At 67.6% G+C, this 26,051-nt stretch carries 27 protein-coding genes and 1 pseudogene; 12 read left to right on the top strand and 16 right to left on the bottom strand.

Annotated elements, in window-relative coordinates:
• The first annotated feature begins 50 nt into the window (after window positions 1–50).
• From AC3A6P_RS16970 to AC3A6P_RS16955, 4 genes are all read left to right on the top strand, one after another.
• Window positions 51–908: an LLM class F420-dependent oxidoreductase gene (locus AC3A6P_RS16970; protein WP_487692825.1), complete on the top strand. Its 858-nt coding sequence runs from the start codon at window positions 51–53 to the stop codon at window positions 906–908.
• Entirely contained in the window at window positions 905–1,666 is a 762-nt protein-coding gene (locus AC3A6P_RS16965; protein ID WP_487692824.1) for a DUF427 domain-containing protein, read from the top strand. Before AC3A6P_RS16970 ends, AC3A6P_RS16965 begins: the two co-directional genes overlap by 4 nt.
• A gap of 134 nt (window positions 1,667–1,800) precedes the next feature.
• A complete protein-coding gene (locus tag AC3A6P_RS16960; protein ID WP_487692823.1) occupies window positions 1,801–2,100 on the top strand; it encodes a hypothetical protein in 300 nt (99 codons plus the stop codon).
• 39 nt (window positions 2,101–2,139) lie between these two features.
• Entirely contained in the window at window positions 2,140–2,904 is a 765-nt protein-coding gene (locus tag AC3A6P_RS16955; RefSeq protein WP_487692822.1) for a DUF3060 domain-containing protein, read from the top strand.
• Here AC3A6P_RS16955 and AC3A6P_RS16950 read toward each other — a convergent pair.
• The 3 genes and pseudogenes from AC3A6P_RS16950 to AC3A6P_RS16940 all read right to left on the bottom strand — a co-directional run bounded on the left by AC3A6P_RS16950 (window position 2,887) and on the right by AC3A6P_RS16940 (window position 6,050).
• Window positions 2,887–3,762, bottom strand: coding sequence for a peptidoglycan recognition protein family protein (locus AC3A6P_RS16950; protein ID WP_487692821.1), 876 nt, complete (start codon window positions 3,760–3,762; stop codon window positions 2,887–2,889). The two genes, AC3A6P_RS16955 and AC3A6P_RS16950, sit on opposite strands and share 18 nt — an antisense overlap.
• 28 nt (window positions 3,763–3,790) lie before the next feature.
• Window positions 3,791–5,155 (bottom strand): acetamidase/formamidase family protein, encoded by a 1,365-nt coding sequence (locus AC3A6P_RS16945; protein WP_487692820.1) that lies wholly within the window; start codon window positions 5,153–5,155, stop codon window positions 3,791–3,793.
• Window positions 5,156–5,236: 81 nt separating this feature from the next.
• Window positions 5,237–6,050, bottom strand: a pseudogene (locus AC3A6P_RS16940) (acyl-CoA thioesterase domain-containing protein).
• Between the two features lie 103 nt (window positions 6,051–6,153).
• On the opposite strand from AC3A6P_RS16940, the gene AC3A6P_RS16935 reads away from it, so the two are divergent.
• The 3 genes from AC3A6P_RS16935 to AC3A6P_RS16925 all read left to right on the top strand — a co-directional run bounded on the left by AC3A6P_RS16935 (window position 6,154) and on the right by AC3A6P_RS16925 (window position 8,173).
• Window positions 6,154–7,182, top strand: coding sequence for a CobW family GTP-binding protein (locus tag AC3A6P_RS16935; RefSeq protein ID WP_487692819.1), 1,029 nt, complete (start codon window positions 6,154–6,156; stop codon window positions 7,180–7,182).
• Window positions 7,183–7,284: 102 nt separating this feature from the next.
• Window positions 7,285–7,473, top strand: a complete 189-nt coding sequence (locus AC3A6P_RS16930) for a hypothetical protein (RefSeq protein ID WP_487692818.1) — start codon at window positions 7,285–7,287, stop codon at window positions 7,471–7,473.
• A gap of 193 nt (window positions 7,474–7,666) precedes the next feature.
• Window positions 7,667–8,173 carry a hypothetical protein gene (locus tag AC3A6P_RS16925; RefSeq protein ID WP_487692817.1) on the top strand — a complete coding sequence of 169 codons (507 nt, stop codon included), beginning with the start codon at window positions 7,667–7,669 and terminating at the stop codon, window positions 8,171–8,173.
• A gap of 9 nt (window positions 8,174–8,182) precedes the next feature.
• Here the strand turns inward: AC3A6P_RS16925 and AC3A6P_RS16920 are convergent, their stop codons facing one another.
• Window positions 8,183–8,473: a hypothetical protein gene (locus tag AC3A6P_RS16920; protein ID WP_487692816.1), complete on the bottom strand. Its 291-nt coding sequence runs from the start codon at window positions 8,471–8,473 to the stop codon at window positions 8,183–8,185.
• Window positions 8,474–8,521: 48 nt separating this feature from the next.
• The gene (locus AC3A6P_RS16915; protein WP_487692815.1) at window positions 8,522–11,272 is read right to left on the bottom strand and encodes an AAA family ATPase; all 2,751 of its coding nucleotides are present in this window, start codon (window positions 11,270–11,272) and stop codon (window positions 8,522–8,524) included.
• 336 nt (window positions 11,273–11,608) lie between these two features.
• Between AC3A6P_RS16915 and AC3A6P_RS16910 the strand changes: the two genes are divergently transcribed.
• The gene (locus tag AC3A6P_RS16910) at window positions 11,609–12,421 is read left to right on the top strand and encodes a CAP domain-containing protein (RefSeq protein ID WP_487692814.1); all 813 of its coding nucleotides are present in this window, start codon (window positions 11,609–11,611) and stop codon (window positions 12,419–12,421) included.
• 84 nt (window positions 12,422–12,505) lie between these two features.
• On the opposite strand, the gene AC3A6P_RS16905 is transcribed toward AC3A6P_RS16910, so the two are convergent.
• The gene (locus AC3A6P_RS16905; RefSeq protein ID WP_487692813.1) at window positions 12,506–14,032 is read right to left on the bottom strand and encodes an amidohydrolase family protein; all 1,527 of its coding nucleotides are present in this window, start codon (window positions 14,030–14,032) and stop codon (window positions 12,506–12,508) included.
• Window positions 14,029–15,453, bottom strand: coding sequence for a cytosine permease (locus AC3A6P_RS16900; protein ID WP_487692812.1), 1,425 nt, complete (start codon window positions 15,451–15,453; stop codon window positions 14,029–14,031). Before AC3A6P_RS16900 ends, AC3A6P_RS16905 begins: the two co-directional genes overlap by 4 nt.
• 154 nt (window positions 15,454–15,607) lie before the next feature.
• Between AC3A6P_RS16900 and AC3A6P_RS16895 the strand changes: the two genes are divergently transcribed.
• The 3 genes from AC3A6P_RS16895 to AC3A6P_RS16885 all read left to right on the top strand — a co-directional run bounded on the left by AC3A6P_RS16895 (window position 15,608) and on the right by AC3A6P_RS16885 (window position 18,222).
• Entirely contained in the window at window positions 15,608–17,113 is a 1,506-nt protein-coding gene (locus AC3A6P_RS16895; RefSeq protein ID WP_487692811.1) for a PucR family transcriptional regulator, read from the top strand.
• A gap of 48 nt (window positions 17,114–17,161) precedes the next feature.
• Window positions 17,162–17,833: a C39 family peptidase gene (locus AC3A6P_RS16890; protein ID WP_487692810.1), complete on the top strand. Its 672-nt coding sequence runs from the start codon at window positions 17,162–17,164 to the stop codon at window positions 17,831–17,833.
• Between the two features lie 89 nt (window positions 17,834–17,922).
• Entirely contained in the window at window positions 17,923–18,222 is a 300-nt protein-coding gene (locus AC3A6P_RS16885) for a DUF732 domain-containing protein (protein ID WP_487692809.1), read from the top strand.
• 16 nt (window positions 18,223–18,238) lie between these two features.
• Here AC3A6P_RS16885 and AC3A6P_RS16880 read toward each other — a convergent pair whose 3' ends face one another.
• From AC3A6P_RS16880 to AC3A6P_RS16850, 7 genes are all read right to left on the bottom strand, one after another.
• Entirely contained in the window at window positions 18,239–18,793 is a 555-nt protein-coding gene (locus AC3A6P_RS16880; protein WP_487692808.1) for a hypothetical protein, read from the bottom strand.
• 57 nt (window positions 18,794–18,850) lie between these two features.
• The gene (locus AC3A6P_RS16875; protein ID WP_487692807.1) at window positions 18,851–19,138 is read right to left on the bottom strand and encodes a hypothetical protein; all 288 of its coding nucleotides are present in this window, start codon (window positions 19,136–19,138) and stop codon (window positions 18,851–18,853) included.
• A gap of 63 nt (window positions 19,139–19,201) precedes the next feature.
• Window positions 19,202–20,386: a DUF7373 family lipoprotein gene (locus AC3A6P_RS16870; protein ID WP_487692806.1), complete on the bottom strand. Its 1,185-nt coding sequence runs from the start codon at window positions 20,384–20,386 to the stop codon at window positions 19,202–19,204.
• A 42-nt stretch (window positions 20,387–20,428) separates the two neighbouring features.
• On the bottom strand, window positions 20,429–20,764 hold the full coding sequence (locus tag AC3A6P_RS16865) for a DUF8129 domain-containing protein (RefSeq protein WP_487692805.1): 336 nt from the start codon (window positions 20,762–20,764) through the stop codon (window positions 20,429–20,431).
• A gap of 13 nt (window positions 20,765–20,777) precedes the next feature.
• On the bottom strand, window positions 20,778–21,167 hold the full coding sequence (locus AC3A6P_RS16860; RefSeq protein ID WP_487692804.1) for a hypothetical protein: 390 nt from the start codon (window positions 21,165–21,167) through the stop codon (window positions 20,778–20,780).
• Between the two features lie 112 nt (window positions 21,168–21,279).
• Entirely contained in the window at window positions 21,280–22,416 is a 1,137-nt protein-coding gene (locus tag AC3A6P_RS16855; RefSeq protein ID WP_487692803.1) for a PDR/VanB family oxidoreductase, read from the bottom strand.
• Window positions 22,409–23,302: a metal-dependent hydrolase gene (locus AC3A6P_RS16850; protein ID WP_487692802.1), complete on the bottom strand. Its 894-nt coding sequence runs from the start codon at window positions 23,300–23,302 to the stop codon at window positions 22,409–22,411. Before AC3A6P_RS16850 ends, AC3A6P_RS16855 begins: the two co-directional genes overlap by 8 nt.
• Before the next feature lie 303 nt (window positions 23,303–23,605).
• Between AC3A6P_RS16850 and AC3A6P_RS16845 the strand changes: the two genes are divergently transcribed.
• A complete protein-coding gene (locus tag AC3A6P_RS16845) occupies window positions 23,606–24,967 on the top strand; it encodes an alpha/beta hydrolase-fold protein (RefSeq protein ID WP_487692801.1) in 1,362 nt (453 codons plus the stop codon).
• Here AC3A6P_RS16845 and AC3A6P_RS16840 read toward each other — a convergent pair.
• Both AC3A6P_RS16840 and AC3A6P_RS16835 read right to left on the bottom strand, forming a co-directional pair.
• A complete protein-coding gene (locus tag AC3A6P_RS16840) occupies window positions 24,962–25,336 on the bottom strand; it encodes a hypothetical protein (RefSeq protein WP_487692800.1) in 375 nt (124 codons plus the stop codon). The genes AC3A6P_RS16845 and AC3A6P_RS16840 overlap by 6 nt on opposite strands.
• Window positions 25,333–26,031, bottom strand: coding sequence for a hypothetical protein (locus AC3A6P_RS16835; protein WP_487692799.1), 699 nt, complete (start codon window positions 26,029–26,031; stop codon window positions 25,333–25,335). The genes AC3A6P_RS16840 and AC3A6P_RS16835 overlap by 4 nt, the downstream gene beginning before the upstream one ends.
• Window positions 26,032–26,051 lie beyond the last annotated feature (20 nt).

Genomic DNA, 26,051 nt, shown 5'->3' with positions numbered 1-26,051 from the left:
TCGCGCGCATTCTGGTGTCGTAGAGGTGACGGCGCCGAGAGGACTGAGGCATGCGAGTCGGAGTGGTGTTTCCCCAGACTGAACTGGGCGGCGACGCCGGGGCGGTCCGTGCCTACGGCCAACGGGTCGAGGAGTTGGGTTTCACCCACATCCTGGCCTATGACCATGTGGTCGGCGCGGATCCTGCGGTGCACACCGGCTGGGGTGGCCCGTACGACGTCCACACGACATTTCATGAACCGTTGGTGATGTTCGGTTACCTGGCGGCGGTGACGCACGCCGTCGAACTGGTCACCGGCGTTGTCATCCTGCCTCAACGGCAGACCGTCCTGGTGGCCAAACAGGCCGCCGAGGTCGACCTGCTCAGCAATGGACGGGTTCGGCTGGGCGTCGGGATCGGTTGGAATGCGGTGGAATACGAAGCGCTCGGTGAGGACTTCGGCAACCGCGGTAAACGCTCCGGTGAGCAGATCGAGCTGCTGCGCCGGCTGTGGACGGAGCAGACCGTGACCTTCGACGGCAACTTCCACCGGGTGACGGGCGCCGGTCTGGCGCCGCTGCCGGTACAGCGACCCATCCCGGTGTGGATCGGCGCCGCCTCCGACCCGGGTTACCGGCGGGCAGGCCGGCTGGCCGACGGCTGGTTCCCGATGATGGACCCCGGGGGTCAACTCGACGATGCCCGCGGTGTGGTGACACAGGCCGCCGCCGATGCCGGACGCGACCCCGCCACCCTCGGCATGGAGGGGCGGGTGTCCTACCGCGGCGATGTCGACGCGGTGGCGCAGGGGCTGTCGGCCTGGGAGCACACCGGCGCCACCCACGTGTCCGTCAACACGATGGGTGCGGGTCTGGCCACCGTAGATGAGCATCTTGCGGTTCTCGGTGAGATCGCGGCGGCCCGATGAACAGCGCACCGGACTACCCGCAGGCGGCCGCGCAACGCGGCCGCGTCGAGCCCGCCCCACGGCGTGTGCGCGGTTTCTGCGGTGACACGCTCGTCTTCGATACGACGGCGGCGCGCTACGTGTGGGAGGTGCCGTACTACCCGCAGTACTACATCCCGCGCTCCGATGTGCGCCCCGGCCTGCTGCACGACGAGAACCACCCTCAGACCGTGCAGTTCGGCGCGTCGCGGCTCTACACGCTGACCGCGGGCGGACTCACCTACCCGGCGGCGGCACGGGTGTTCGACGACGGCGACATGGCGGGCCTGGTGCGGTTCGACTGGAACCGGTTGGACTGGTTCGAGGAGGACGAACCCATCTACGGGCATCCCCGGAATCCGTACGCGCGGGTGGACGCGCTGCGTTCACACCGCCGGGTGCAGGTCGCCCTGGAGGGCGTGCCGCTCGCCGACACCGCCAGCGCCGTCCTGCTGTTCGAAACCGGTTTGCCCACAAGGTATTACATCGACAAGACCGACGTGGCCTTCGCCAATCTGGAGCCGTCGGAAACGCAGACGCTGTGCCCGTACAAGGGCGTCACGTCGCAGTACTGGTCGGTGCGCACCGCCACCGGTCTGCACACCGACCTGGCCTGGAGCTACCACTATCCGCTGCCCGCGGTGGCGCCGATCGCCGGCCTGGTGGCGTTCTACAACGAGAAGGTCGACATCACCGTCGACGGTGAACCGCTGACGCGTCCACGCACCCATTTCAGCTGAACCGCGGGTAGCCGTTCTCCTGCCGATCTCCAGGCAATCTCCACACAGCCTCCAAGCTGGAGGCACCCCTGCTGGGACAACATGTGTTCATCAGAACAACGAGCCGTACAGGCTCCCGCACAAGGGGTTTCATCATGAAAAGTCTCATCGTGGCAGCCGCCGGGTTGGCCGTCACCGCCGCCGCCGCCGGAGTTCTGTCGGCGCCGGCCGCACTGGCTGCTGGGTCGGCATCCACCACCATCGGGTTGCTCGAGGCGCAGGGCTTCGACGTCAAGATCGACCGCGTGGGCAGCGCACCACTCGACGAGTGCGAGGTGACGGCGGTTCGCAACCCCCGGGTGCAGCGCTCGTTCGCCGACTTCGACGATGACGACAACAACGTCTTCGATGTCGAGCGGCGCACCATCACCGTGTCCCTGAATTGCTCACGCTGATCGCAGGCCGGCTGCGTTCGGGTATGGGAGCATCTGCGCATGGAGCCGCAGGACGACCCGGAAGCCCGGATCCGGGATCTGGAACGCCCCCTCACCGACCGCGCCCGCGCGTCGGAACTGGGCACCGATCCGCCGGGCGCCGATCCTTATCCCCCACCGACGCAGCCCTACGCCACGTACCCGACGCACCCGTATCCGGCGGATCCCTATCCACCGCCGCCCCCGATGACCGGGCCGTTGCCGCCGATGCCGCCGCCGGCCGGGTACGGTGCGCCGTACCCCGGCCCTGTCCAGCGCACCGGTCCGGGGGCACGCGCGGTCTGGCTGCTCGCCATACCGGCGCTGGTGGTCGGGGCCGTCGCCGCAGTCGGCATCGCGGTGTGGTTCTCCAACACCGTGACCGACACCCGATCGGTGATCGATTCGCTCACCGAGACCCCACAGGCGTTGCCGCCGATCGACATCGAGATCCCGCCGATCGTCATTCCCGACATCGACATCCCCGATGCCCCTCAGGCACCGACGGCACCCGTCGCGCCGGGCGAGGTGGGACGGGTGTCCGGGGTGGGCGCCCACCGGACCCTGGTGTGCCAGGGTGGCGACATCACGGTCAGCGGTGTCGACAACGTGGTCGAATTGACCGGGGCCTGCGGCACGGTGACGGTCTCGGGAGTGCGCAACGAGGTCAGGATCGAGGCCGTGGGCAGCATCGGGGTCTCGGGATTCGACAACACCGTCACCTACCGCGACGGCGCTCCCCAGATCACCCAGTCCGGCAACGGCAATTCAGTCGACCGGGGCTGAGAGCCGAAGCCGCAGGGCCGCTGCGGTGGCAGGACCCACCACGCCGTCCACTCTCAGACCCGTTGTGCGCCGCTGGAATTCCCGTACGGCAGCCTCTGTCTGCGGTCCGAAGATCCCGTCGACCCGCAGATCACCGGCATACAGCGGATACTCGGTCTTGAGCTGACGTTGCAGCTCGGCGACCTGGATGCCGGTGCTCCCGCGGTACAGCAGGACATCGGCGTAGCCGCCGACCGGCACCGGCGGTCGCGGGGTGGGCGCGGTCCCGTCGCCTGAGCCGATCTGGGCCTGGATGTCGGCACGCAACAGGTCCATGTCGATGGCACCGGGGTCCCATTTTCCCTGCGCCCGCCCGGCGTACTCCTTGTGGCCGATGGTGCGGCTGGAATTCTGACCGAGGCGGCGGTTGATCGCTGCGCAGCAGCGGACAAGCGCAAAATACTGTGCGTCCGGCCAATTCAGCCGATGCGGCGCGCCCGGGCGGGTTCCGCTGTTGGCGCACTCGATACCGATGGTGTGCCAATTGCCCATGTTGGTGGGCAACCACGGGTACTGCCCCACCCCCGCGTGCCAGGCCACCCCGACCGCCACGACGGTGACGGTGCCGTCGCGGGCGATGTGCAGTTGCGACAGCGGGCCCGCGAGATCGGGACGTCCCTCGGCGATCAAGGCGGCACTGGTGTTGTCAGATCCGGTGTGGTGCACCATGACACCGCGGATGTCCTTGAAATCGCCGTGCCCGCGGGTCTGCCAGCCCGGGTACTCGACGAGGTTCACCCCCTCGGCACGCACCACCTCGGCCAACCACGTCGGGTCACCGGTCCATCGTCGTTGTTGCGCTGGGGGTGTGGCGGCCACGCTCGCCGATTTTAGCGAGGTGCCGACATCACGCGGCGAAATGCGATTTATAGATCTGGCCGTGCACACCGACGGTGCGGTCCACCACCTGGGATACCGAGAAGTCCGCCGCGGCAGACAGGTAGGCATAGGCGGTTGCCCGGTCCATCCCCTGATCGGTCTCCAGGAAGTCGAGCGCGTTGACCACCGCACGGCGCATCGCCACGTCGAGGTCGCTGCCCTGTGCGTCGATCGCGCCGTCAGGGTCGGACAACCCGATCGGCACCCAGGCCTGTGCTGTCTCGGCAAACGGGTAGCGATAGGCCACCGACGGCGCGTCACCGGATCCCGCTTTGCACACGGTGAGTCGGTAGGTGCCGCGTAGCGACCCTTCCATCGCCGTCAGCGCCACCTCGCCGTCCCCCATCGCCATGTGCGGGTCACCGACGTAGAACAATGCTCCTTCGGCGAACACCGGGAGGTAGAACGTCGAGCCCTCGCCCAGCAGTTTGATGTCGATGTTGCCGCCACCGACGGTGGGAGGAATGGAATTGGCGCTCGCCGCGGTGGGATCGGGATCCTGGGAGAACGCCACCCCCATCATTCCCATGAACGGCTGCAGCGGAAAGCGCACCTGAGCGTTGCCGTAGGGCATCATCCCGTGACCGTCGGCGACGGCGGTGAAGGTGGACACGTTGCCGTACTGCGTCGGGTCGGGGTGCGGTCTGCCATCCGCGGCGATGGGCGGCATCACCTCCTCGGGAGTGATACCCGCGGGGGCACCGCCATCGGAGGTCCGGGCCAGCGCACCCTTGCCATGCCTGCTCGACACCACACCATAGGGAACCCGCGGAAGTGCCTGCAGGGTCTCGATTTTCAGGACATCGCCGGGCATCGCCCCTTCGACGAACACTGGCCCGGTCACCACGTGCGGGCCGTCCTTGTCGAAGTTGCGCGGGGTCCGGTTGTAATCGGAGGCGATATCGATGGCGTCCTGCAGCACATCACTTTCCGCCACTCCCTGCGCGCCGAAGTACTCCAGCGGGTCGCGGCCCTGGTCCTCGAGGATGCCTTCGTGCGATACCGCGTCGATGGTCACCGTTTCACCCGAGCGCATCTGAAGTACGGGCGCGGCATGGACATTCGGTACATATCCCCACAGCACCTGGTCGGGCATGGATTGCAGGTAGTGATCTCCGCTGACGTCGCCCTGACCCGGTTGCAGGACGTTGAATCCTTCCGCGGCCGCGCCGGTGGGTGCGGCGGGTGCGGGGTTGCCGCCACCCGCACCGCATGCCGTGGCGATCCCCGCCACACCCGCGCCGGCTCCCACTGCCGCGACCGCCCGCACGAAATCCCGCCTGCCGATTCCGTGGATGAGCGTTTGGGCAGCGCCGCGCGCGAATTCGTTCATGGGACCTCCAGAATCGTAGGTCCGCCCGAAGCTACCCAGGTGATGTTGCGCCGGTGTTGCCCCCGGGAAAACCCGCAGGTGTCAGCGGGTCCGGGACGGGAACGGGTCGTCCCCGAAATCGATCTGCGCCGCGGGGTTACTCACCGCCGTCACCAGGCCCGTGCCGAACGCGCCCAGGTGATCGAACAGCGTGGACGCACCCACCGAGACGCCGTCGGCCGCCCAGTGCGAGTCCGCTTCCACGCCGATCCACTCGTCCAGCGGCAACCGCGACAGCGCGACGGTGAGATCACCGTTGATGTACCCGACCCCCGAGGTGCCGAGGTTGGTGACCAGGCTGGTGCCTTCGGCGGCCATCGCGGCACGCACGAACGGAGTGTTTGCCGTGGCCTTCCACGACGTCGATGGTGCGGTTGAAACAGCGTTTGCGGGCGGCGTTCTGATGGTCCACGATCGCGGTGGTCCATCCGAGCCCGTCGCTGCCGATGTTGATACCGCGTTCCTCGTCGAGTTCCGCCGGCCGGGTGAAGTCGGAGGGCCGTACCCACTCATCTCCACGCGGGGCCTCGGCGCGCCGGTATTGCACCAGCACCGCGCGCGCCACCGTCACACCCTCCTGCACCAGTTCGCACTCGGAGTTGCGCACCCTCCTGCCATCTCGGATCAACACCGCTTTGGTACTGGTCGGCACGCCCCGCGCGGCCTTGAACAAATCCACCGTCAGGCGGGCCGGAAGGAACTCCGCGAGGCCGAACAGCGTCTCCAGCGCATGGGCGGCCAACCCGACCACCGCCGGGCCGTTGAGGTGATCTTCACCCCAATGGCTCTGCGCAAACTGGGTGGGTTGGTAGCGGTCCTCGTCGATCCGGGTGAAGTGCGCGGGGCGCTGGCTCATTTCCGCATCGTCGCACAGCGGCCGCCTCCGGCTGGCCGGCGGTCAGCCGGGTTCGACGCGGTAAGGTGCGCCCGAAGCGTCTGGCCCATCGAAAAGGACACGTGTGGAACCACTTCCCGTCATCGCCATCACGGGTTACCTGGGGGCCGGCAAAACCAGCCTGCTCAACCACGTGTTGCGGACACCGCACGCCCGCATCGGGGTGGTGGTCAACGACTTCGGCGATATCAACGTCGATGCGAGCCTGGTCAGCGGCCAAGTGGATAAACCCGCGTCGATCGCCGGCGGCTGCATCTGCTGCCTGCCCGACGACGGTGAACTCGACGCCGCACTGACCCGTCTCGCCGACCCGCGGCTGCGCCTCGACGCCATCATCATCGAAGCCAGCGGGCTGGCCGACCCGGTGTCGATCGCGCGGATGGTCGGTTTCAGCGGGGTCGACGGGGTCCGTGACGGTGGCGTGATCGACGTCGTCGACGCGGTTGCCCACTTCGACACCGTCGACGACGGCGGCCTCGCGCCGGCCCGGTACGGCGCGGCGACACTGGTGGTGGTGAACAAACTCGATCAGTTCCCCGAACCGGAGCGCCCCGCGGTGGTCAGGCACATCGAGGAGCGCGTGCGTACGCGCAACCCGCGTGCCCACGTCGTGGGGGCCATCGGCGGGCGCATCGATCCGGCGCTGTTGTACGACGTGGCCTCCGCTCAGGACCAGTTCGGCCAACTGTCGTTCCGCGACGTGCTGTTCGACAGCGCAACCGATGCCGCGGCGGCCGAAGACGTCCACGACCACGTGCACGCCGACGCGGTGACGGTAACCACCGACGGACCGGTGGATCCCCTGGCGCTGGTGGACCTGCTCGAGGATCCCCCGGCCGGGGTGTACCGGATGAAGGGCACCGTCGCGGTTCGCCAGCGCTCGTCGACGCGGTCGTTTGTGGTGAACGTCGTCGGCTCGGCAGTGCATGTGACCCGCTCGTCGACCCGCACGCCGGGTAACTGCCTGGTCGCCATCGGCATGCACCTGGACACCGGGGCAGTCGAGGCCCGGCTGGCCTCGGCGTTACGCCCCACCACCGCCCCACCGTCGCCGGCTGCCACCCGGCGGCTGCAGCGCCATCTTCGCCGGTGAACAGCTGTGCAATTTGCTACTTGGAGTGACTGATGAGGAAGACAGACACTTAAACCGATGGATCTATACCTGCACTAATTTGCTCACGCTACAGTGTGAGGCATGGCCGAGTTCTGCGCCTACGTGCTGGTGTCGTGGTTGAACAACCGCGCGCAGTGCCAGTGCGGGTGGAATGGGAAGCGCCGCACCTTCCGCGGCTCGGCAGTGCTCGATGTCCTCATGCACTGCTCGGATACCGGTCACTCCCCCCAGGGCATCCCTCCGGTGCGCCGGGCGATGAACACCTTCTGAGCCGGGCCGCCCGTTTGCTCGTGCAGACGCAGCCGGTGTGGCGGCGCTCCAACCAGGACGCTCTGCCGGTCGTGGGGCGCATTCCCCCGACGGAGCGCCGCCGGTTAGCCAGCGGTCAGCCGACCGTAGGGAAACACCCGATTCGTTTCCGGGCCGCCGGCCGATAGCGTGCGATGAGCGGAAAGGTGCACCGATGAGACGCATTCTGGTGGCCGGGGGCGTGGTGGCAGCAACCAGCGCGCTGATCGCCTGTGGATCGAGCCCCGGCGAGAACACCATCACCGTGCACACCCCGACGGAGACCGCGGCGGTCGCTCCGATCGACGCGTGCTCTCTCATTTCCCCGCAGGACATCTCAGCGCTGTTGGGCACGCCGATCGAGGGGGTGTCCACGACCTCCGATCCGAGCCTGGCCGGCTGCCTGTGGGAAAACCCGGACAACTACGAGTCGGTCTCCTTGCAGATCGGCAATCCCCGCACTGCGGTCAACGGCACCCTGCCACCGGCCGAGCCGGGATTTCCCGAGGTGGGAACTCCGGGGCCGGACGGGATGCGCTTTCTCGGCAACGGGACGGTCGAATTCCCGGCCGGCGGGCGCAGCAATGTCGTTCAGGTCGCGGTACTGAGCATGCTCGGTGAACAGGCCGACAACGCCGCCGTGGAGTTGGCGCGCAAGGTGGGTCCGCTGCTGCCGAACTAGCACCAGCGCTCAGTCGGATCGGGACGCGAAATCCAGATCGGTGGCGTTGGTGACCCGCTGGGCCGGGATACCCGCCTCGGCGCAGGTCTGGGCAACCGTCGAGGCAGAGTCGGCGGTGAAGACACCGAACAGCACCTCGTCGGCGGGAACTGCGAGCATGGCCGTCAGGTGCACCGGCACCCCGCGGTCGGAGAACAGCGCCGCGGTGGCACTGAGCCGGGCGGCGGTGCGCTCCAGCGACTCAGCGGCGAAAGCGAATCGGTACCATTCGACGAGGTAACACGGCACGGTGGTGCTCATCGACTGAACGCTAAACCGGCTGCGCCACTGGAGCTATCGGGGGTTTCCCTATTTTTCCGACAAGCTGATGTATCGACCCAGTTCAGCACGGGACCGGATGCCGAGCTTTGCATAGATGCGTGCGAGGTTCGCCTCGACGGTCTTCGGGCTGATGAACATCTCCGCTGCCACGCTGCGGTTGGTCATACCGGATGCGACGAGCTCCGCGACCCGCTGCTCGGAGGCCGTCAGTTCGCCGCCCCGACGGCCGCCATTGGCACGCCCCAGCTCGGCACGGGCCTTCGCTGTCCACAGCGGGGTGCCCAGCTCGTCGAAGGCGCGCAGCGCTTCCTCGAGGGTGGCCGCCGCGACGTCCTTCTGGCGTTGACGTCGTTGCAGCTGCCCCAGCAGCAGCTGGGTGCGTGCGCGCTCGAAAGGCATTGGCAATCGCTCGTATTGGGCCAAGGCGTGCGTCGCCGCGACCACCGCGGCACCCACCTGGCCACCGGCGGCGAGCAGCATCGCGCGGCCACGTCCGCCGTTGGCCAGCATCCAGGGCCTGTCCAGCCGGTTCCCGTTCTCCTCGAGCGCCGCCACCAGCGGCTCCGCATCGCTGTAGCGGTCGAGATGCACCATCGCCTCGATGGCCTCGGGTAAGTAGGAGGATCCGATGATCTCCGTGGCCCTCGGCAGGGCACGAAACCGGGACAGTAGCGGCTCTACTGTGCTCAGTGCCCTGCGGTAGTCGCCAAGGGAGACTTCGAGAAAGGCCAGCGCGGTGATGGGCCACTCTCCCAACCGGTCCGATCCGGCCCGCCTGCTGGCGGCATAGGCGGCCGCCACCTCGTCGCGCACCTTGGCAACGTGACCCGTGTAGGCGGCACTCAACGCGCTGCTGGTCAGCGCCACCGACAGCGGTAGATCCCCGCCGAGCTGCTGGGCACGTTCCACTGCGTCGTCGACGATCAACGCCGCCTCGGCCAGCCTGCCGCGCCAGATCGCGGTCAGAGCGCCGTGGAACGCCACGAACATCAACTCGCCGTCTTCACCGTGCTCGACACACTCGCGGCGGATATCGGAGAACGAGTCGTGCGCTTCGTCGAGACGTCCGGTGCACGACAACAGCAGCGCGTGGTGGACGCTGGGACGCAACGCAATCGGGATGTCCGCTTCGGCCGTCTCGAGTTCCAGCGCCCGGTGCAGTCGCGGCTCGTCGACACCGTCCCCCTGCAGAAAACCCACCATCACCCGCATGCTCAGCGCCTGACTCAGCAGATCGGGGCGGCCGAGCTGTTCTGCGGAGTCGACGGCGTTGTCGGCACGCTGGATCGCCGCTTCGAGTCGGCCGGCGTTGAACAACGCGAAGGTGAGTGTGACGAGTATGGGCACCAAGGCATCGGGATGGCCCGCGGTATCCGCCAGCGCCTGCTCCAGCAGTTCGGCCGACTCGGTGAAACTGTCGTCGAGCAGCCGGATGTAGCCCAGCAGGTTCGCCGCTTCGGCACGCAACGCTCCGGGCGGAAGACGAGCCATCGCCTCCACCAACAGCGCCCGGGCCCGGCCCGGTTCTCCGGCATCGAAACAGTGCTTGGCAGAACGTATTCTGCGGTTCGGCGTGTCTCCGCCGAGCTCGATCGCCAGGTCGATCAGTTCGGCCGCGGCCGCGGGCGCCCCGCGGCTGCGGGCCGTTTCCGCGGCCGCGTCCAAGGCTCGCAAGGTCATGGGGTCGCCGTGGGTGGAGCTCAGCGCCAGGTGGCGAGCCCGCAGCTCCGACTCGTCGACCAGATCGGCCAACCGCCGGTGCATCGCACGTAACTGCCCCTGATCGGCATTGTGGTACACGCCGCGGGCGTAGATGGGATGACCGAACCGTAGCCGATCCCCTTCCAGGTGGATGACGCCCTTGCGTTCCGGCTCGGCCAGTGTGGTGAGCACCTGGTTCGGCGTCGTGTTGACGGCGTGGGCCACCACATCGACGGTGGGCACCGCCAGGCAGGCGGCCGCCAGGAGCGCTTCCGAGACCTCGGGATCCCGGTAGCTGATCTTCGAGTCGATCAGCTCGGCCAAGGTCGGCGGCAAGGACAACTCCGCGCTGGACTGTTCATCGTCGACCCCCTGAGCCAGCTCGAGCGCGTAGAGGGGGTTGCCCGCCGACACCTCGGCGATGCGGACCATGGTGGGCCGCGAGAACGACCGGCCCAGCCGCTGCGAGACCAGTGCGTGGAGAGCTCCCAAGGTCAAGGGAGGCAACGTGATTCGCCGGCAGTTCTCCGGTCGGGAGAGCTGTAGCCACGTGCCCATATCCCCTGCTGCGCCGGTGCGCACCGTGGCCAGCACACGTACCGTTCCGGTGAGCCGGCGCGCCGCGAATGCCAGGACCAGCCTGCTGGACGGGTCGAGCCACTGCAGGTCGTCGACGGCGATGAGCACCTGGGTGCGTTCTGCCAGCACACCGACAACCGAGAGGAAACCTGCTGCCACGGCACGTTGATCGGTCGGTGTCCCGTCGGCGTGCAACAGCACCCGGTCCAGGGCGTTGCGCTGCGGCGGGGGCAGACCACTACGTATGTCGGTGTCGACGGAGCCGAGCATATCGGCCAGCGAGGCGTAGGCCAGTACCGATTCCGCGGCCGCCGGACGGCTGGACAGCACTGCGAAACCTCGGTCGACGGCCTCATCCACGGCGGCCAGGAACAGGGTGGTCTTGCCGATACCCGCTTCCCCTGCAAGCACAACGGCTGTCGGATCGGCACTGTCGGAGCCCAGTAGGTCGGCGATGACGCGGGCTTCCGCTTCGCGGCTGACGAACCGGGCGGGCATGGTCGAATGATCGCAGCTGCGGCAGTTCGCGTCCACGGCAAACCACAATATTCGTTGCCGCAACAGACGTATTGATTGACTCTGCAATCACTTTGGCAGGTTGGCGCCTTGACTGACCGCTCGGCGTCACTCCAACTTCATTGCCTGGGCAAGCTTTCGCGAACATCACGGCGCAAGGGCCGACCGGCGGGGCCCAAGCCCGAACATCACGAAATCGTAGGGAAACACCCTATAGGTGCGGCGATCCTGCGCTCCTAGACTCCAACACGACCGTTGGGCTTCACGTCGCTTCTGCGCGAGGCAACGGCCTGATTGTCAACCACCAGAGGGGATTTCATGACAACCAAGCGAGCGTCCACACACCTGGCCCTGGCCACCGTCGTCGCCGGCTTGTCGGCGTTCTCGGTGACACTGACGGCACCGGTGGCCAGCGCTGATCCACTCGACAACATCATCGCCACGGTCAAGAAGGACCGCGCCAACACCCGTTGCGCCCAGCTCAATTACAACCCGGCGCTGGAAGGAGCCGCGCAGACCTACGCCAGGTCGGAGAATCCCGTGGATTCGCAGGCACCCGGTTATGCGGGCAGCACCCTGGGGTTCCTCGGTTCCGGTGATCCACAGGCCGCCGCGACCACCAGCGCCTACCAGCGGGGAGCGGGAAACCTGATCGGCAACTGCGACTTCACCGAATTCGGTGTCGGTTTCGTTCGTCACGAGGACCGTGAGGTCGACGTGGTGACCATCGTGTTCGGCAAGCCGGCGGCTCCCCCGCCTCCCCCGCCGCCCCCGGTGGTGGTACCCGATCAGCCCAAGCCGGAGGAGCAGGCACAGAAGCCGCCGGAGAAGGTGCCCGCCCCGACGGACGCCATCAGCGTGGTGTTCAACAGAGCGGCGCTCAGTGTGAATGTCAACATCTCCAACAGCTCGGACATCGCGGGCTCGTGCACGTACGTGGCGACCCCGGTCAATGCCCCTCTGCTGCCCACCGTCACCCGCAACTTCAACATCGCGCCACGAGGTTCGGCCCAGCTCACCGTTCCGGCGCCGCCGCCGCTGACCACCTATCACGTCGTGACCTCGTGCACGGGCCCCTATGAAGGCCAGACGGTCCAGTTCGGGCGCGACGAGCAGGACGTGTCCGGCTGAATGCTTCCCCGCGGGCAGACGCAGAACCCCAACCTGGGGAGGAACGGGTGAGTTCGCGTCTGCTCGCGGGGGGTTCGGCGGGATTCAGTTGAGCCAGCACTCGCCTCGCCCGCTGTAGCGGTCCACGGCGGTGCGCCGGTCCATCACTCCCGCGTATTGCCGGTCGAACGCCGGGATCAGCGCGCGGTTCAGTTTCTCCAGATGGTCCTGCCACTGGCGCAGCTGCGGACCGCGCGCTTGCAGCTCGTCGAGCACGGCGCGCTCGTCGATGGTCGTCAATTGCTTGTCCTGCAGCACTATTCGCCCGTCGACCATCACCGTGGCGATGGAAGACCCGTTCTCCGAATACACCAGGTGTAGCTCGGGTTTGTTGCGCGGCGTGAAGGCCAGGGAGTTCATATCGTAGAACACCAGGTCGGCACGCTTGCCCACCTCGATACTGCCCGCGGTGCCGGCCAGCCGGGCCGACCGGGCCCCACCCAGTGTGGCTGCGCTCAGCACCTCCTGCGCGCTGGGCCACTGCCGGTAGTCGGGTCCGGTGACCTTGTGCAGCAGGGCTGCCGCTTTGACCGCCTCCGACATCCGGGCGGTGTCACTGCTGGACATGCCGTCGGTGCCGATACCGAGGTTCACCCCGGCGTCGAGGTACTTGCGCCACGGCGCGATACCCGAGCCGAGCTTGAGATTGGAGATGGGATTGTGGGACACCGACGCCCGGGTCTGGGCGATGACGTCGACGTCTGAGTCGGTCATCCAGATACCGTGCGCCATCGTCACCCGTTCGTTCAGCAGGCCCAACGCGTGCAGATACTCGACCATGGTCTTGCCGTAGAACTCGCCGGCGGTCACCGCCTGCGTCCGCGTCTCCAACACGTGGATGTGGAACTCCAGATCGAACTGTTCGGCGATCTCGCCGATCCCGATCAGCAGCTCCGGCGAACACCGTTGCGGGGCAGACGGACCGAGCATGAAACGAAGCCGGCCATCGGCATAGCCGGCGTAGCGCTGGGCCGACGCCTTCGCGTATGCCAGGTACTCATCAACCCGCATCACCGCCACGGCATCCAGCTCGCGACGCAGATCCGGGTCGAGTACATCGGCCAGGAAGGGGAAATGGTCGACGAAGGGGCGATCCATGACGTGTCCGGAGATGTTGGCGCGGATACCGATATCGCGGTAGGCCTCGAACACAGCGGCCAGCTGATCCTCCGTCTGGCCGGGGATTTCTAGCACATCGTCGACCAGGGTGGTGACGCCGTTGCGCAGCGATTCGATGGCCACCAACTGGGACCGCAACCGGATCAGGTCGGCGGACACCGGGGCCAGGCCCAGTACCGGATAGGACAACAGCATCCAGTGCTCCAGCGGCAGGTTGTCCAGCCGCGCCCGGAACAACGCCTCCCACGAATGGGTGTGCGCGTTGACATAGCCAGGCACCACCAGGCGGTCGCGGCCGCTGAGTACGGTGTCGCCCGGCCGGATCTCGAGAGTGTCGGCGATGTCGGTGATCTCACCGTCGCGCACCCGGATCGAGCGGGTGACAGGGGCGGCACCGGTGGCCGCGTCCATGGTGAGGACCGTCGCCTGGTCGATCAGGTAGGTCGGGTTCACCGCTGCGCCCGTCGCCCGCCGATGGCTTCCAGCGCAAGGTAACTCGTGGCCGCCGCGATACCGCCGGCCAGCCACGACAAGTCGATGCCACCCATGAGCCCGGCCACCGGACCTTGCAGCAGCGGGATCATGCCGTACATGAACATCCAGGTGAACACGATGCCGATGCCCAAGGCGATCAGCGCGGTCGGTCGCACCGAGGGCAGCAGGCCCGCCTCCGGCGGGGCGAGCAGAGCGTGCGGGTCCACCTGTTGGCGGGCGATGACGAACCAGTGCACCAGCACCACGGCGGCCCAGGGCGCGAGCCAGCCGACGATGCCGATCAACCACGCGTCGATGGTGGCCGCGAAGTTTCCGTTGAGCACGAACACCACGACGATGCCCATGGCGACCACACCGATGACGACATTGAGCACACGCCGGTCGATGCGGATGTCCAGCGCCTGCGTGGACACCGTGCAGGTGTAGATGTTGAGGATGTTGGTGGCCAGCGGGCCGTGCACCACCAGCAGCAGTACCGGCACGGCCAGCACGCCGTAGGCGTCGACGATGATCTCGCCGGGGTCGGACGAGGAACTCAGCGTGGCCAGCGTCGCGCCCAGCGCACCCAGCCACACCACCGGGATGAACTGTCCGAGCGCACTGGCCAGGAACAGCTTGCGTGACGGCACCGAGCTCGACACGAACCGCGAGTAATCACCCGCATAGCCCAACCAGGTGATGCCCCACCCGATTCCGATGGCCGTCATCACCGCGGAGATGGCCGCGATGTGCTCACCGGAGGTCAGGGCGGTGTCACCGGTGTGGCCCCAGTCCACGTCCAGACCGATCCAGGCGACACCGGTCATCGCCACCAGCACCAGGACGGTGGGTGGCACGGTCCACCGTTCGAAGGCCGCGATCACGCGGTAGCCGAACCAGGCGATGACCACCTGGATCGTCATGATGACGGCGGCGACGGCGAGGCGCGGTGCGGCCGAGGCGTTGTCGGGGTCCACCAGCCCGATCCGGCCGAGCAGCGCCATCACCAGATCCAGCACGATCCAGGTGTTCACGGCGCACCAGCCCATGCAGAGCAGAGCCTGCACGGCGGCGGGCACGTAGGCACCGCGACGGCCGAAGACGGCGCGCGACAACACCATTCCGGTGACGCCGGTGCGCTGACCGATCACGACGAACAGGCCGAACAACGACATTCCGATGACATTGCCGACGGCCAGCACCACGATGGTCTCCACCAGCCCGAGTCCCATGGTGACGCCCAGTGCGCCCAGCACCCAGTTGATGGGCGCGATGTTGGCGCCGGCCCAGATCCAGAACTGCCCGCGTAGATCGGTGGTCTTGCTGGATTCCGGGATGACGGAGAGCTCGGACTCGAGTTGCTCGGTCGCGGGCGGTTCCCCGGTGGTGAGAGCTGACATGGGCCGTTCCTGTCTGGTTGATGCATCGGACGGAGCGCGACGGTGCGTTGCCTCCATCGTCTGAGCAGCTGGGGTCAATTGGTGATAGACATTCTGTCTATAGATTTGTGGTTGTTGTATAGCTTCTGTACGGAGGTCGCGAATGCAGACGTCCATGAGTCTGCGCGACGTGCTCGACGACCCGGCGCTTTTCGCGGCGCGACCGCAGGTTCTCGCCGGGTGGGACCGCCTGGACACCGAGATCCGGTGGGTGCACACCAGTGAGGTGCTCGACATCGCCGAGTTGCTCAGCGGCGGCGAACTCCTGCTGGTGGCCGGGGTGATCCTGGGCGACTCCACCCCCGAGCAGCTGCACACCTATATCGATTCCCTGGCCGACGCGGGGGCCGCCGGTCTGGCTGTCGAGCGTCCGCGGGTCGGGGCCATCCCCGCCGCACTGATCGAACGCGCCGGCACCCGCGGCTTCCCACTGATCGAGCTGACCGAAGTGGTGCGCTTCGTCGAAGTCACCCGCGCCGTCAACAGCCGGCTCGTCAACGAGTCGGTGCGGGCGTTGCACTTCAACGATGAGGTCACCCACCTGCTGGCCGGCGTGCTGGCCGCCCAGGGCGACCTCGATGACATGGTGACGGCGTTGAGCACGCTCAGCGGTTGTTCGATCGTCGTCCGCTCGGCCTCCGGTGCGGTGCTGGCGTCGGCCGACGTCGACGGTGCCCGCCCGCGCGGGTACGCCCAGGTGGCCACCATCGAGTCCGCCGGTGTCACCATCGCGACCCTGGAAGTGCTGCCCCGCCCCGGCGTTGACCTACAGATGGTCACCGCCGTCTGCCGCCGGGCCCCTGAATCGCTGGCGCTGGCGCTGTTGCGCTGGCGTCCGCTGACCCGTTCGGATCAGCATCTGCGCGAGGTCTTTCGGCTGCTGACGCTGGCCGAGGACACCAGCAGGCCGGCGGCGCTTCGCGTCGACACCGAGACGGCCTTGCGACGTGCCACCAACGAGCTCGGGTTTGCGCCGGGCGGCTGGTACGTCGGCGTCGTCGCGCTCAGCGTCGACGGCCCGCTGCAGGTCTCCGAGCTCGCGGCGGTGCTGCACCGTGACGACCGTCAGGTGCTCTCGGAGATCCGCGACGGCCGGCACCGCTCGATCGTCCGGTTCGACGGCCGCAGACCCGCCGGCTCGCTGACCGACGAGCTGGTGGCGCAGCTGTACTCCTCACCCCTGCCGCGCGCATTGCGGATCGGCGTCGCCGAACCCACCCGGGAGCTGCCCGCACTGGCCGAGGCGATGTCCACAGCGGCCACCGCAGCGCATCTGGCCACCGAGGCCGAGTTCGTCGGGCTGGCCCGCGATGTGGCGATCGATCACTTGCTGGCGCAGGTCGACGCCGGCGCGGTCGACCGCTTCCTGCGCGGAGTCCTGGGAGAGCTCCTGACCGTCGACCGGTCAACCGAACTCATCACCACCTTGGCGGTGCTGTTTCGCACCGGCTCGCGAGTGGCGGCGGCCAAGGAGCTCAACATCCACCGGCAGACCATGTATCAGCGATTGCACCGGATCGAAGCCATCCTGGGCCGGCGGATCGAGGACGCCGGCGCGTCGACCGGCGCCCTGGCGGTGGCCGTCGAATTGGCCGCCGCGCGCCGTCGCCTCAGCCGATGATCGAAGGTCATCAAGAATCCGACAAGGTCGGTACCGGAGTCTCGGGCCATGCACACGACCTTGCTTCGCCGCACCGCCTCCGCGCTCCTGATCGGCGCGGCCCTCGCCGGTATCGGTCACCCCGCCGTCGCCGGCGCCGAGGAGACCGGGCTGCACGGCCACCCGGACACCGCCGCCGAGTACTGGAGCGAGCAGAGTTACGACGACTGCGCCATCATGGCCTCGGCGCACGTGATCGGAATCCTGACCGGCGACATGCCGGAGGAGGACGACATCGTGGCGGTGGCGGGCACCATCGCCAGCCGACAGCACGACGGCCCGATCTACGTGGTGACAGACTCCGATGACCCGGATGTCGGCGGAACCGATCCCGAAGACCTGCCAATCCTGCTGGCGCACTATGGTATTCGTGCCACCTACACCGACAATGAGGTCGCCGGCGCCGGCGGACTGCAGACGGGGCTGTCCGCGCTCGATCGGTACCTCGATGACGGCCGGGCGGTGATCGCGAGCGTGAACTCGTACAAGATCTGGAACGAGCCCGACGACGATGGCGGGGCCCACGCCGTCGTCGTCACCGGCGTCGACACCGACCGCGCGGTGGTGCATCTCAACGACAGCGGCACCGATGACGGCGCCGACGAGCAGGTGAGTATCAGCGTGTTCCAGTCCGCCTGGAACGACCTGGATCAGCGAATGGTTGTGACGGCCCCCTACTGACGCGCGTGCAGATTTCGACCAAAGTGATGCGTGACTGTGACCCTTGGCGTAGCGTATCGCCGTCAGCAAACAGGCGAAAGGAGGCCGGCATGGTCGGCAAGATCATCTTCTCGGCAGGCATCGCCGCGGCCGGCCTGGCGCTCGCGACGGCCGCCCCTGCACTTGCAGACGAGAACGACAACCTCTTCATCAGCGTGATCGACGGCGAGGCGATCCCGTATTCGTCCGCGGACAACGCCATCGTTCTGGCCCACGCCGTGTGTGATTACGTGGCGGCAGGACAGGCGCCCGAGCAGGTGGCCATCGAGATCAGCGGTCCGGCCAACTGGAGCGTCGAGCAAAGCGGCTTCTTCGTCGGCGCCGCCACCGAGGTGTACTGCCCGGCGTGACCAGGTGGGCCGGCGGTCAGTCGCCGGCCCCGACCGGCCGCGCCAGCGCGGCGGCACGGTCGGCATTGGCCAATAGTTGCGCAGTGCGTCGGGGCCACCAGAACAGCTCCAGCGCCGCGAGTATCAGGTAGATGACCGAGACGATGGCGCTACCGACAGAGCCCTGGACGGCATCCCAGATGGCGGTGCCGATCGCCACGATCAGGACCACCACGATCACCCAGCGCAGCGGTCTGGCCTGTGCTGCCGCGGCATGCAGGCCCTCGCGGTAGCCGGCCACCGCGGGAGCCAGACTCTCGTCGCCGATGCCGCGCCCCCGGCGCGCGGCGTCCACCACGGCCACTCGCTGGGCCCCGTCGAGATCGCGAGAGTCGGGCCAGTACTTGACCATTCGGCGTGACATCCAGGTTCCCGAGCCGACGCCCAGGATGACGACGACGAGGACGCCCGCGAGCAGCATCCCGGAGTCCAGCCAGGCCAGTGCGCCGAAGAAGAAGCCGACGCAGAGGCCGATCGTCACTCCGCGGCGGAGTGAACCCCCTCGCCAACCGGCGGCCGGAACGGTGAGCACCCGGTCATTGTGACGCCGCCCGCGTCGTGGCGCGGCCGAACCAGCCCGGTGATGGCCTCAGTCTTGGGCGGGGTGTTGGTCGTAATGCTTCACCAGGCCGGCCGACTCGGCGGCGTCGACCTGACGTTCCCAGCCGATGAAGGCTGCCGCGATGATCGTGATGGCCGTGGCGAATCCCAGTGTTGCCGGCACCATCTGTGTCGAGCCCTGCTCGCCGGCCAGGGCGATGCCCAGCAGAAGAGCGACGAACGCCCCGGCCAGCGCGCAGCGCAGTGCGGTCGCCTTGCGGTGCGGCGCTCTTGTCGTCGTAGCCGTGCGGCTACGGCGCTGGATCAGATCGGACATGACTCCACAGTGCTGCCGATAGGTAAGGAAGCACCAAGGGTCCGCTATGGGTATGGCCTGATTTCAGCGGCCGGTCAGAATGGCGTATTGCGCGGCGATCTGCTGCTGCGTGTCCGACAACGAGTCCCCGTAGGTGTCGAGCGCGTACCGATCGGTCACCGCCGAACAGAAACTGCGCATTTCGGGCAATCCCGGTACGTCCAGTGTCAGGCACCGGCTGCCCGGAACGCCGGCCACCGGTTCGGCGGGAGTTCCGTACTCCGCGAACGCGTCCACCCGGTTGTCGCTGATCCGTTGTGCGGCCTGCCCGTCGCGAGCCTCGTAGAACGACACCCATCCGTTCACCCAGTTCGTCACCCCCGCGTCGGCCAACAGCCCAGCCGCGACGGTCGGGTCGTCCTCGAAATGGAGGGTGGCGCGCGCGTCGTACACACCCGGCATCTCGGGAGTGATCTCGGCGGGCGGGATCGGCAACGCCTTTGCCAGCAGGCCGGTGGCGTCAAGCGGCTGGGTCGGCAGCAGGGCCGGCGGTGTCGGCACGAACTGGTCGATCAGGGGGGCCTGCCGGTCCAGCGCCGCAGCGGCCAGTGCGGCGGCATCCTCGACACCGTCGGCGGCACCCGCCCGTTGCACGATCACGTACGGGCCGTGAGCGGTGAACGACCGCACCAGAGTGCTGTGTCGGCCGGCTTCGTCGACGAATGGATAACTCACAGCGGGGGTTTCGGGGTGCCCCGGCACCACCGCGGGGATCACCGGACCATCCGGCTGCGCAATGTCGGCCGCCACCGTCGCGAACTCCGCCGCGGCAGCGCCGGCGATCTGGGGGTCGGCGAAGCGGAGAACTGTTATGCGCAGTTCCTTGCCGGGCCCCCGGCGCCCGCTGGCGAACCCGTCGATCACGTTGTGTCGCGCGCCGACTTCGGCCAGCTCCGCGGGTAGCTCCGCGAACAGCGACTCGGCGCCGTCGATGACACCAGCACTGTTGGTGAAGGCTTCGGTGAGCGTCGGATCCACTTCCCACGGGCCGACGACGAAGGCCGCCAGGCGCTGCGCTTCGACCCGCGCGCCCGCCTGCTGCGTGCCGGCGAGGCCGAGCGGGGCACTCGGTGTGGTCGGATAACTGCCGACATCGAGTGGACTGTCCACCGGCTCGGCGCTGGCAACGGCGGCCGAGGCCACCATGAACCCCGCCAATACCGCAGTGGCACCGAACAACCGGACTGATTCCCCGACTCTGTTGGTCACGCCAGCTAACCTACCCGAGCCTGTGCGTCCGCTGAGGGACGGTCAGGTGCGGCCGCGTTTCGGAGTCTGGTTGGCCACCCCGTGCCGAAGCGGTGTGTTCGCGGGAGCCGCGGTGGCCTCCTGTACGGGCGACCCGCCGGCCGTCCCGCTGATGTCCGGCGCCCGTGTCGGGTCTCCGCCGGAAGGCTGCGCCCCGGCCTGGATTTCGCGTAGGCGCGCTTCCACGATCTCGAACACCGGCACTCTGGCCGCGTGGCCCGCTTCGTGCGTGAGGATCTGGTTCAACCCGTCCTCGTCGAGCGAGCGGATGCGGTGGCGGATGTCGCCCAGCGACATCTGGTCGTAGTCGGGCAGTGGTAATCCGTGCGAGTCGCTCATCGTTGCTCCGTCTCTACTCGACTACCTGGAACAGTGAATCGCCGTCCTCGGGTGAGCCGTCGATCTGTCCTCGGTGGGTTCCCGGGTCGTCCAGCGCGGCGTCGGCACCGATCACCCCGTCCGGGCTTCCTGGCGTGCCGTCGGCGTCGGCCAGAACAATGTCGTCCGGTGTCACATCGGGGACCTCTTCGGACAGCCGTTGGTCCAGGGACTCGCCCTGTCGTTGTTCGTCCGCGGAGATGCCGAACTTGGTGACACCGCTCCAGCCTTCGGGCGGGTCCACCACGTCATCGCCGTCGGCGTTGCGCAACTCGTCGGAGTCGGTGGCCTCCATGGGACTCAGCATGTCGTCGGCACCACCCAGGTCATTGGCGGTGATGCCGCTGGCGTCGTCGGTGGTCATCTTCTCTCCTCACGTCGGGCGGCCTGACCTGTGCAGCGATAGCCTGCACGGCGCGGTCTAAACCCGATGAGTGAGATCGTCGTCCCGACAGGGACTTTCACCGGCGTGACGATCAGACATCCAGAACCAAGTGCTGCTCCCCGGGTGCCGCCCGGGACACGCAGACCAGAATCTGACCGGCGCGGCGCTGCTCGTCGGTCAGTGTGTGGTCGCGGTGATCCACCTCGCCGGCCACCACCCGTTGAACACAGGTGCCGCAGAAACCCTGCTGGCACGAATAGCTGATATTCGGTCGTGCCGCGCGCAGCGCAGCCAGCGCACTCTGGTCTCCGGCCACTGGAACCACCTCGCCGTTGCGCAACCGCAGGTGGAACGGCTTCCCGTCCACCACCGGCAGCGGCGAGAACCGCTCGACGTGCACCTCGGTGCCCGAATCGACCGGGATTGCCTGGCGCACCTTCTCGGTCATCGCCGGCGGCCCGCACACGTAGACCGCGGTGGCACCGTCGACCCCGTCCAGCAGTTCCTCGGCGGTGGGCAGGCCCAACTCGTCATCGGTGCGCACCCGCACCTTGTCACCGAATGCGAGCAGCTCGTCCAGGAACGGCAGACTGTCCCGGCTGCGGCCGGTGTAGCACAGCGACCACGGCACGCCCTGGCGGTCGGCGAGGCGCACCATCGGCAGGATCGGCGTGATCCCGATGCCGCCGGCGATGAACCGCAGCTTCTCGGCGCGCGACGCCGATCCGGGCAGCGGCATCATGAACGCATTGCGGGGATCGCTGATCTCGACGACCTGCCCCACGGTCAACGTGTGCGCCTCGGCGGAGCCACCGTCGCGCCCGATCCACCGCACCGCGATCCGGTACTCGTCGGCTTTCGCGGGGTCACCGCACAACGAGTACTGTCGGGTCCGTCCCGACGGCAGATGCAGGTCGATGTGGGCCCCGGCGTGCCATGCCCGCAGCGCGGTCCCGTCCGCCGATGCCAGCGTCAGTTGGATGACGTCCTGGTCGCGGGCCACCTGGCGTCGGTCCGCCACCCGCACCGCCCTGCGGTTGACAGCCACCGGAAGCTCGGGCAGCTCCTGATCGCCGCCGAGTCGCGTCACCACCGACACGAAGTGCGGCACCGCCATGCCCGCCACCCGGATCAGCAGGTCCGGCCGACCCGGTCGGTACAGACCGGGCGGCGGTTCACCCACGTAGGGCCTGAGCAGACGCGCCAGCCGACCCCGGCCGTCAGCCATGGATGGCGCGGGCAGCCGGAGACGTCGCCAGGTAGGCAACCGCCTGAGCGGTGCTGCCCTCGTCGACCGGGCTGTAGTCACGTTTGAACAGCCGGCCCGCGGCACGCACGATCATCCCGCCGGTGGGGATGGCTCCGCGCGCGCCGGAGGCACGCAACTTCCACAACAACCGCGGATAACCGAGATTGGGTAGTGCGGGATCGGCATGCACCAGGAACTTGGTGCCGCGCAACACGATTCCCACCAAAGCGAAGCTGACGATCACCCCGGAGAGGGCCTGGGCCAGGTAGTCCATGTTGAAGTACTTGGCGACGTTGTAGGACACATGCCGGTGTTCGACTTCTTCGGCACCGTGCCAGCGGTACAGGTCGGCCAGCGTGGGGTCCACACCCATGTCGTCCCAGGAGTTGTTCAGCGCCCAGTGCCCGAGGACTCCGGTGAAGTGCTCGGCGGCGCACAGTGCATGGGTTCCCGACGCCAGCGCCCGGCGCCGGTGCTTGGGCGGGATCTTCGCCATCTGCTGGTCGTACTGCCCGGCGACCCACTCCAGTTGCGCCAGGAAACGGGCCGGATCGATACCGTGCCGCAGCAGATAGTCCACCAGAACCCGGTCGTGGGTCTTGGCGTGCACGGCCTCTTGGCCGATGAAGCCGACAATCTCCTCGCGCAGGTGGTCAGCGCGCACGTACTCCAAGGCGTCGGAGAGCAGCTTGCTGAACCATCGCTCGGCGGCGGGCAGGAAGAGGTTGAGGGCCGTCACCGCATGCGACCCGTAGGGATCGCCGGGGATCCAGTGCAGTGGGGCTTCGTCCAGCTGGAAGTGGACGTTGCGCGGGCGCAGGGCGATCTCCTCGGGTGCCATGCGATCAGCCGCACCCGTGGTCACACCATTCTCCGGTCCCAAGATGTCTCCTATCCCTTCCACTGTCCCAGACGCGCCGCCGTGGCATAACCCCATTCCGCGGGTTTAAACGGTCGACTCTTGAATGCATTCGTTGCCGACGGGCCGGCGGATGGTTCTTGCATCGGGAAGCGAACGGCGCCAAGCACATTCCTGCGCCAATTGTCACGGTTGCATTCGTTTGTCCAAACCGATCCAGGCGTGCGGCTGGTCCGGTATCCATCACAGTGACGCGGCGTGTCGACGCCGGAAGGAGCCGCCGCCACCAGCAACGGGAGGAGCGCACCAATGGTCAGAACACACATCGTCGTCGCCGGGGAAACGCTGTCGGCATTGGCCTTGCGCTTCTACGGTGACGCCGAACTGTACCGGTTGATCGCCACCGCCAGCGGCATCACCAACCCCAACGTGGTCAACGTGGGACAACGGCTGGTCATGCCGGACTTCACCCGGTACACGGTCTCCGCCGGAGACACCCTGTCGTCGCTGGCATCCCGCTTCTACGGTGACGCAGAGTTGGACCGGTTGATCGCCGGCAGCAGCGGCATCTCCGAATCCAGCGCCCTGTCCCCCGGGCAACGGCTCATCATCCCCGATCTCACCAAATACACAGTGGCCGCCGGCGACACCTTGTCGTCGCTGGCGACCCGCTTCTACGGTGACGCTTCGTTCTCGTCTCTGATCGCTACGGTCAACGGCATCTCCCCTACCGGCCCACTCAACGTCGGGCGGGTGCTGGTGATCTTCGTCGGCCGCACCGACGGGTTCGGCTTACGGATCGTCGACCGCAACGAGAACGACCCCCGGCTGTGGTACTACAGGTTCCAGACGTCGGCCATCGGGTGGAACCCCGGCATCAACGTCCTGCTCCCCGGTGACTACCGCACCAGTGGCCGGTCCTATCCCGTCCTGTACCTGTTCCACGGCGGTGACGCCGACTTCCGGCAGTTCGACTTCTGGGGTATCCGCGACCTCACCGCCGGAAAGCCGATCATCGTCGTGATGCCCGACGGCGGGCGGGCGGGCTGGCACTGCAACCCGGTCGCCTCCTTCGTCGGGCCGCGAAACTGGGAGACCTTCCACATCGGTCAGCTGCTTCCGTGGATCGAGGCCAACTTCCGGGTGTATCCGGAGTACAACGGGCGGGCGGTGTCCGGGTTCTCGATGGGTGGCTTCGGGGCGCTGAAGTACGCGGCCAAGTACTACGGCCACTTCGCGTCGGTGAGTGCGCACTCCGGTCCGGCCAGCCTGCGGCGTGATTTCGGTTTGGTGGTGCACTGGGCGAACATCACCTCGGCGGTGCTGGATCTGGCCGGAGGCACCGTCTACGGGGCGCCGCTCTGGGACCAGGCCCGGGTCAGCGCCGACAATCCCATCGAGCGCATCGAGAGCTATCGGAACAAGCGGATCTTCCTTGTCGCCGGCACCAGTCCGGACCCCCTGAACTGGTTCGACAGCGTGAACGAAACCCAGGTGCTCGCCGGTCAGCGGGAGTTCCGCGAACGCCTCAGCGCGGCCGGCATCCCCTCCGAATCACATGAGGTTCCCGGCGGGCACATCTTCCGGCCCGACATGTTCCGTCTCGACCTCGACGGCATCATCGCCCGGCTGCGCCCCGCCCACACCAGATCGGCCGATGACGCGCTATGAGGTTCCGGTCGACTCGACGGCCGACATGTTCGCTTCGCCGTCCACCAGCGCAACGGTGTCGCCGATGTTCACGGTGACGACGTGCTGGTCCTCGACGAACGGCAACCCGAGCAGGCCATGGAAATCGTCGGTCCTGACGAAGGTGTGGGCGCGGGCGAACAACGGATGCACGTCGAACACCCGAACCTGCAGCTGCTCACGGGTGAGCCGGCCCAGCTCCCTGCCGGATTCCGGGTCGGTGATCACCTGGCCGTCGTCTGCGTACACCGCGAACACCATGCCCGGCGTCACACCGGCCTCGGCGCCACGGTTGATCACGAGTGTGTAGTCGTCCTCGACGAGGGCGATCTGTCCGGTGAGTCCGCTCACGAAGCCGCCAGTGAGTTGCTCTCTCGCAGCATCGTTTTCGAGGTCGATCCGACGCGGATCCGCGGCCGCGAGTCCTCGGGCAGGGATACGCCGACGAGTTCCGCGCCGTCCTGCTCGGTGCCGAGCGTGAGTTCGACGGCAGTCTTGGCCTGGAAGAGGGCGATCACGGCCTGCTGGTGACGCTCGGTGCCGAACGTCGTCAGGGCCGTGGCGAGCTTCTTGTCGATGTACTGGACGGAACGGTGCAGCTCCGAGGTGGCCGGTGCGGTTTCGCGTGACGCCTGCGGAGCGCCGAGTCCGCTGTACCAGCGTTGCCCCATGGCACCGAGGACGAGGGCGCTCACCGGGATAACCACCACCGTGCAGATCAGGCCCAGGGTGTTCTGCAGCGCTATCGCACCGACCAGTCCCAGGAGCAGGAGCAGGCCGGCGACGAGGAACAGCAGCAATGCCGGTGGTACCGCTTCGAGCGCACGCCACAATCGGGTGACGTTGCGCCCAGCGAATCGCGCGACGACGGCGACGGCTCTGGCGATGCTCGACGCGGCGTCGACGGCAATGCGCCCCATCTTGTCGGCGTGTTTGCGGGTGACCGGGGTCTTGGGCATCACCCAGACCTTTTGCTGCGACGGTGCGGGCTCCACCGGCTGGTCGTTCGCCGTCGGCGCCGCGGCGGTCAGCGCATCCTGCGCCACGTTAGTCACATTTGCAACAT

It is taken from the genome of Mycobacterium sp. Soil_C_30 (genome assembly GCF_057656995.1).
This window is presented reverse-complemented; position numbering and strand designations above follow the sequence as displayed.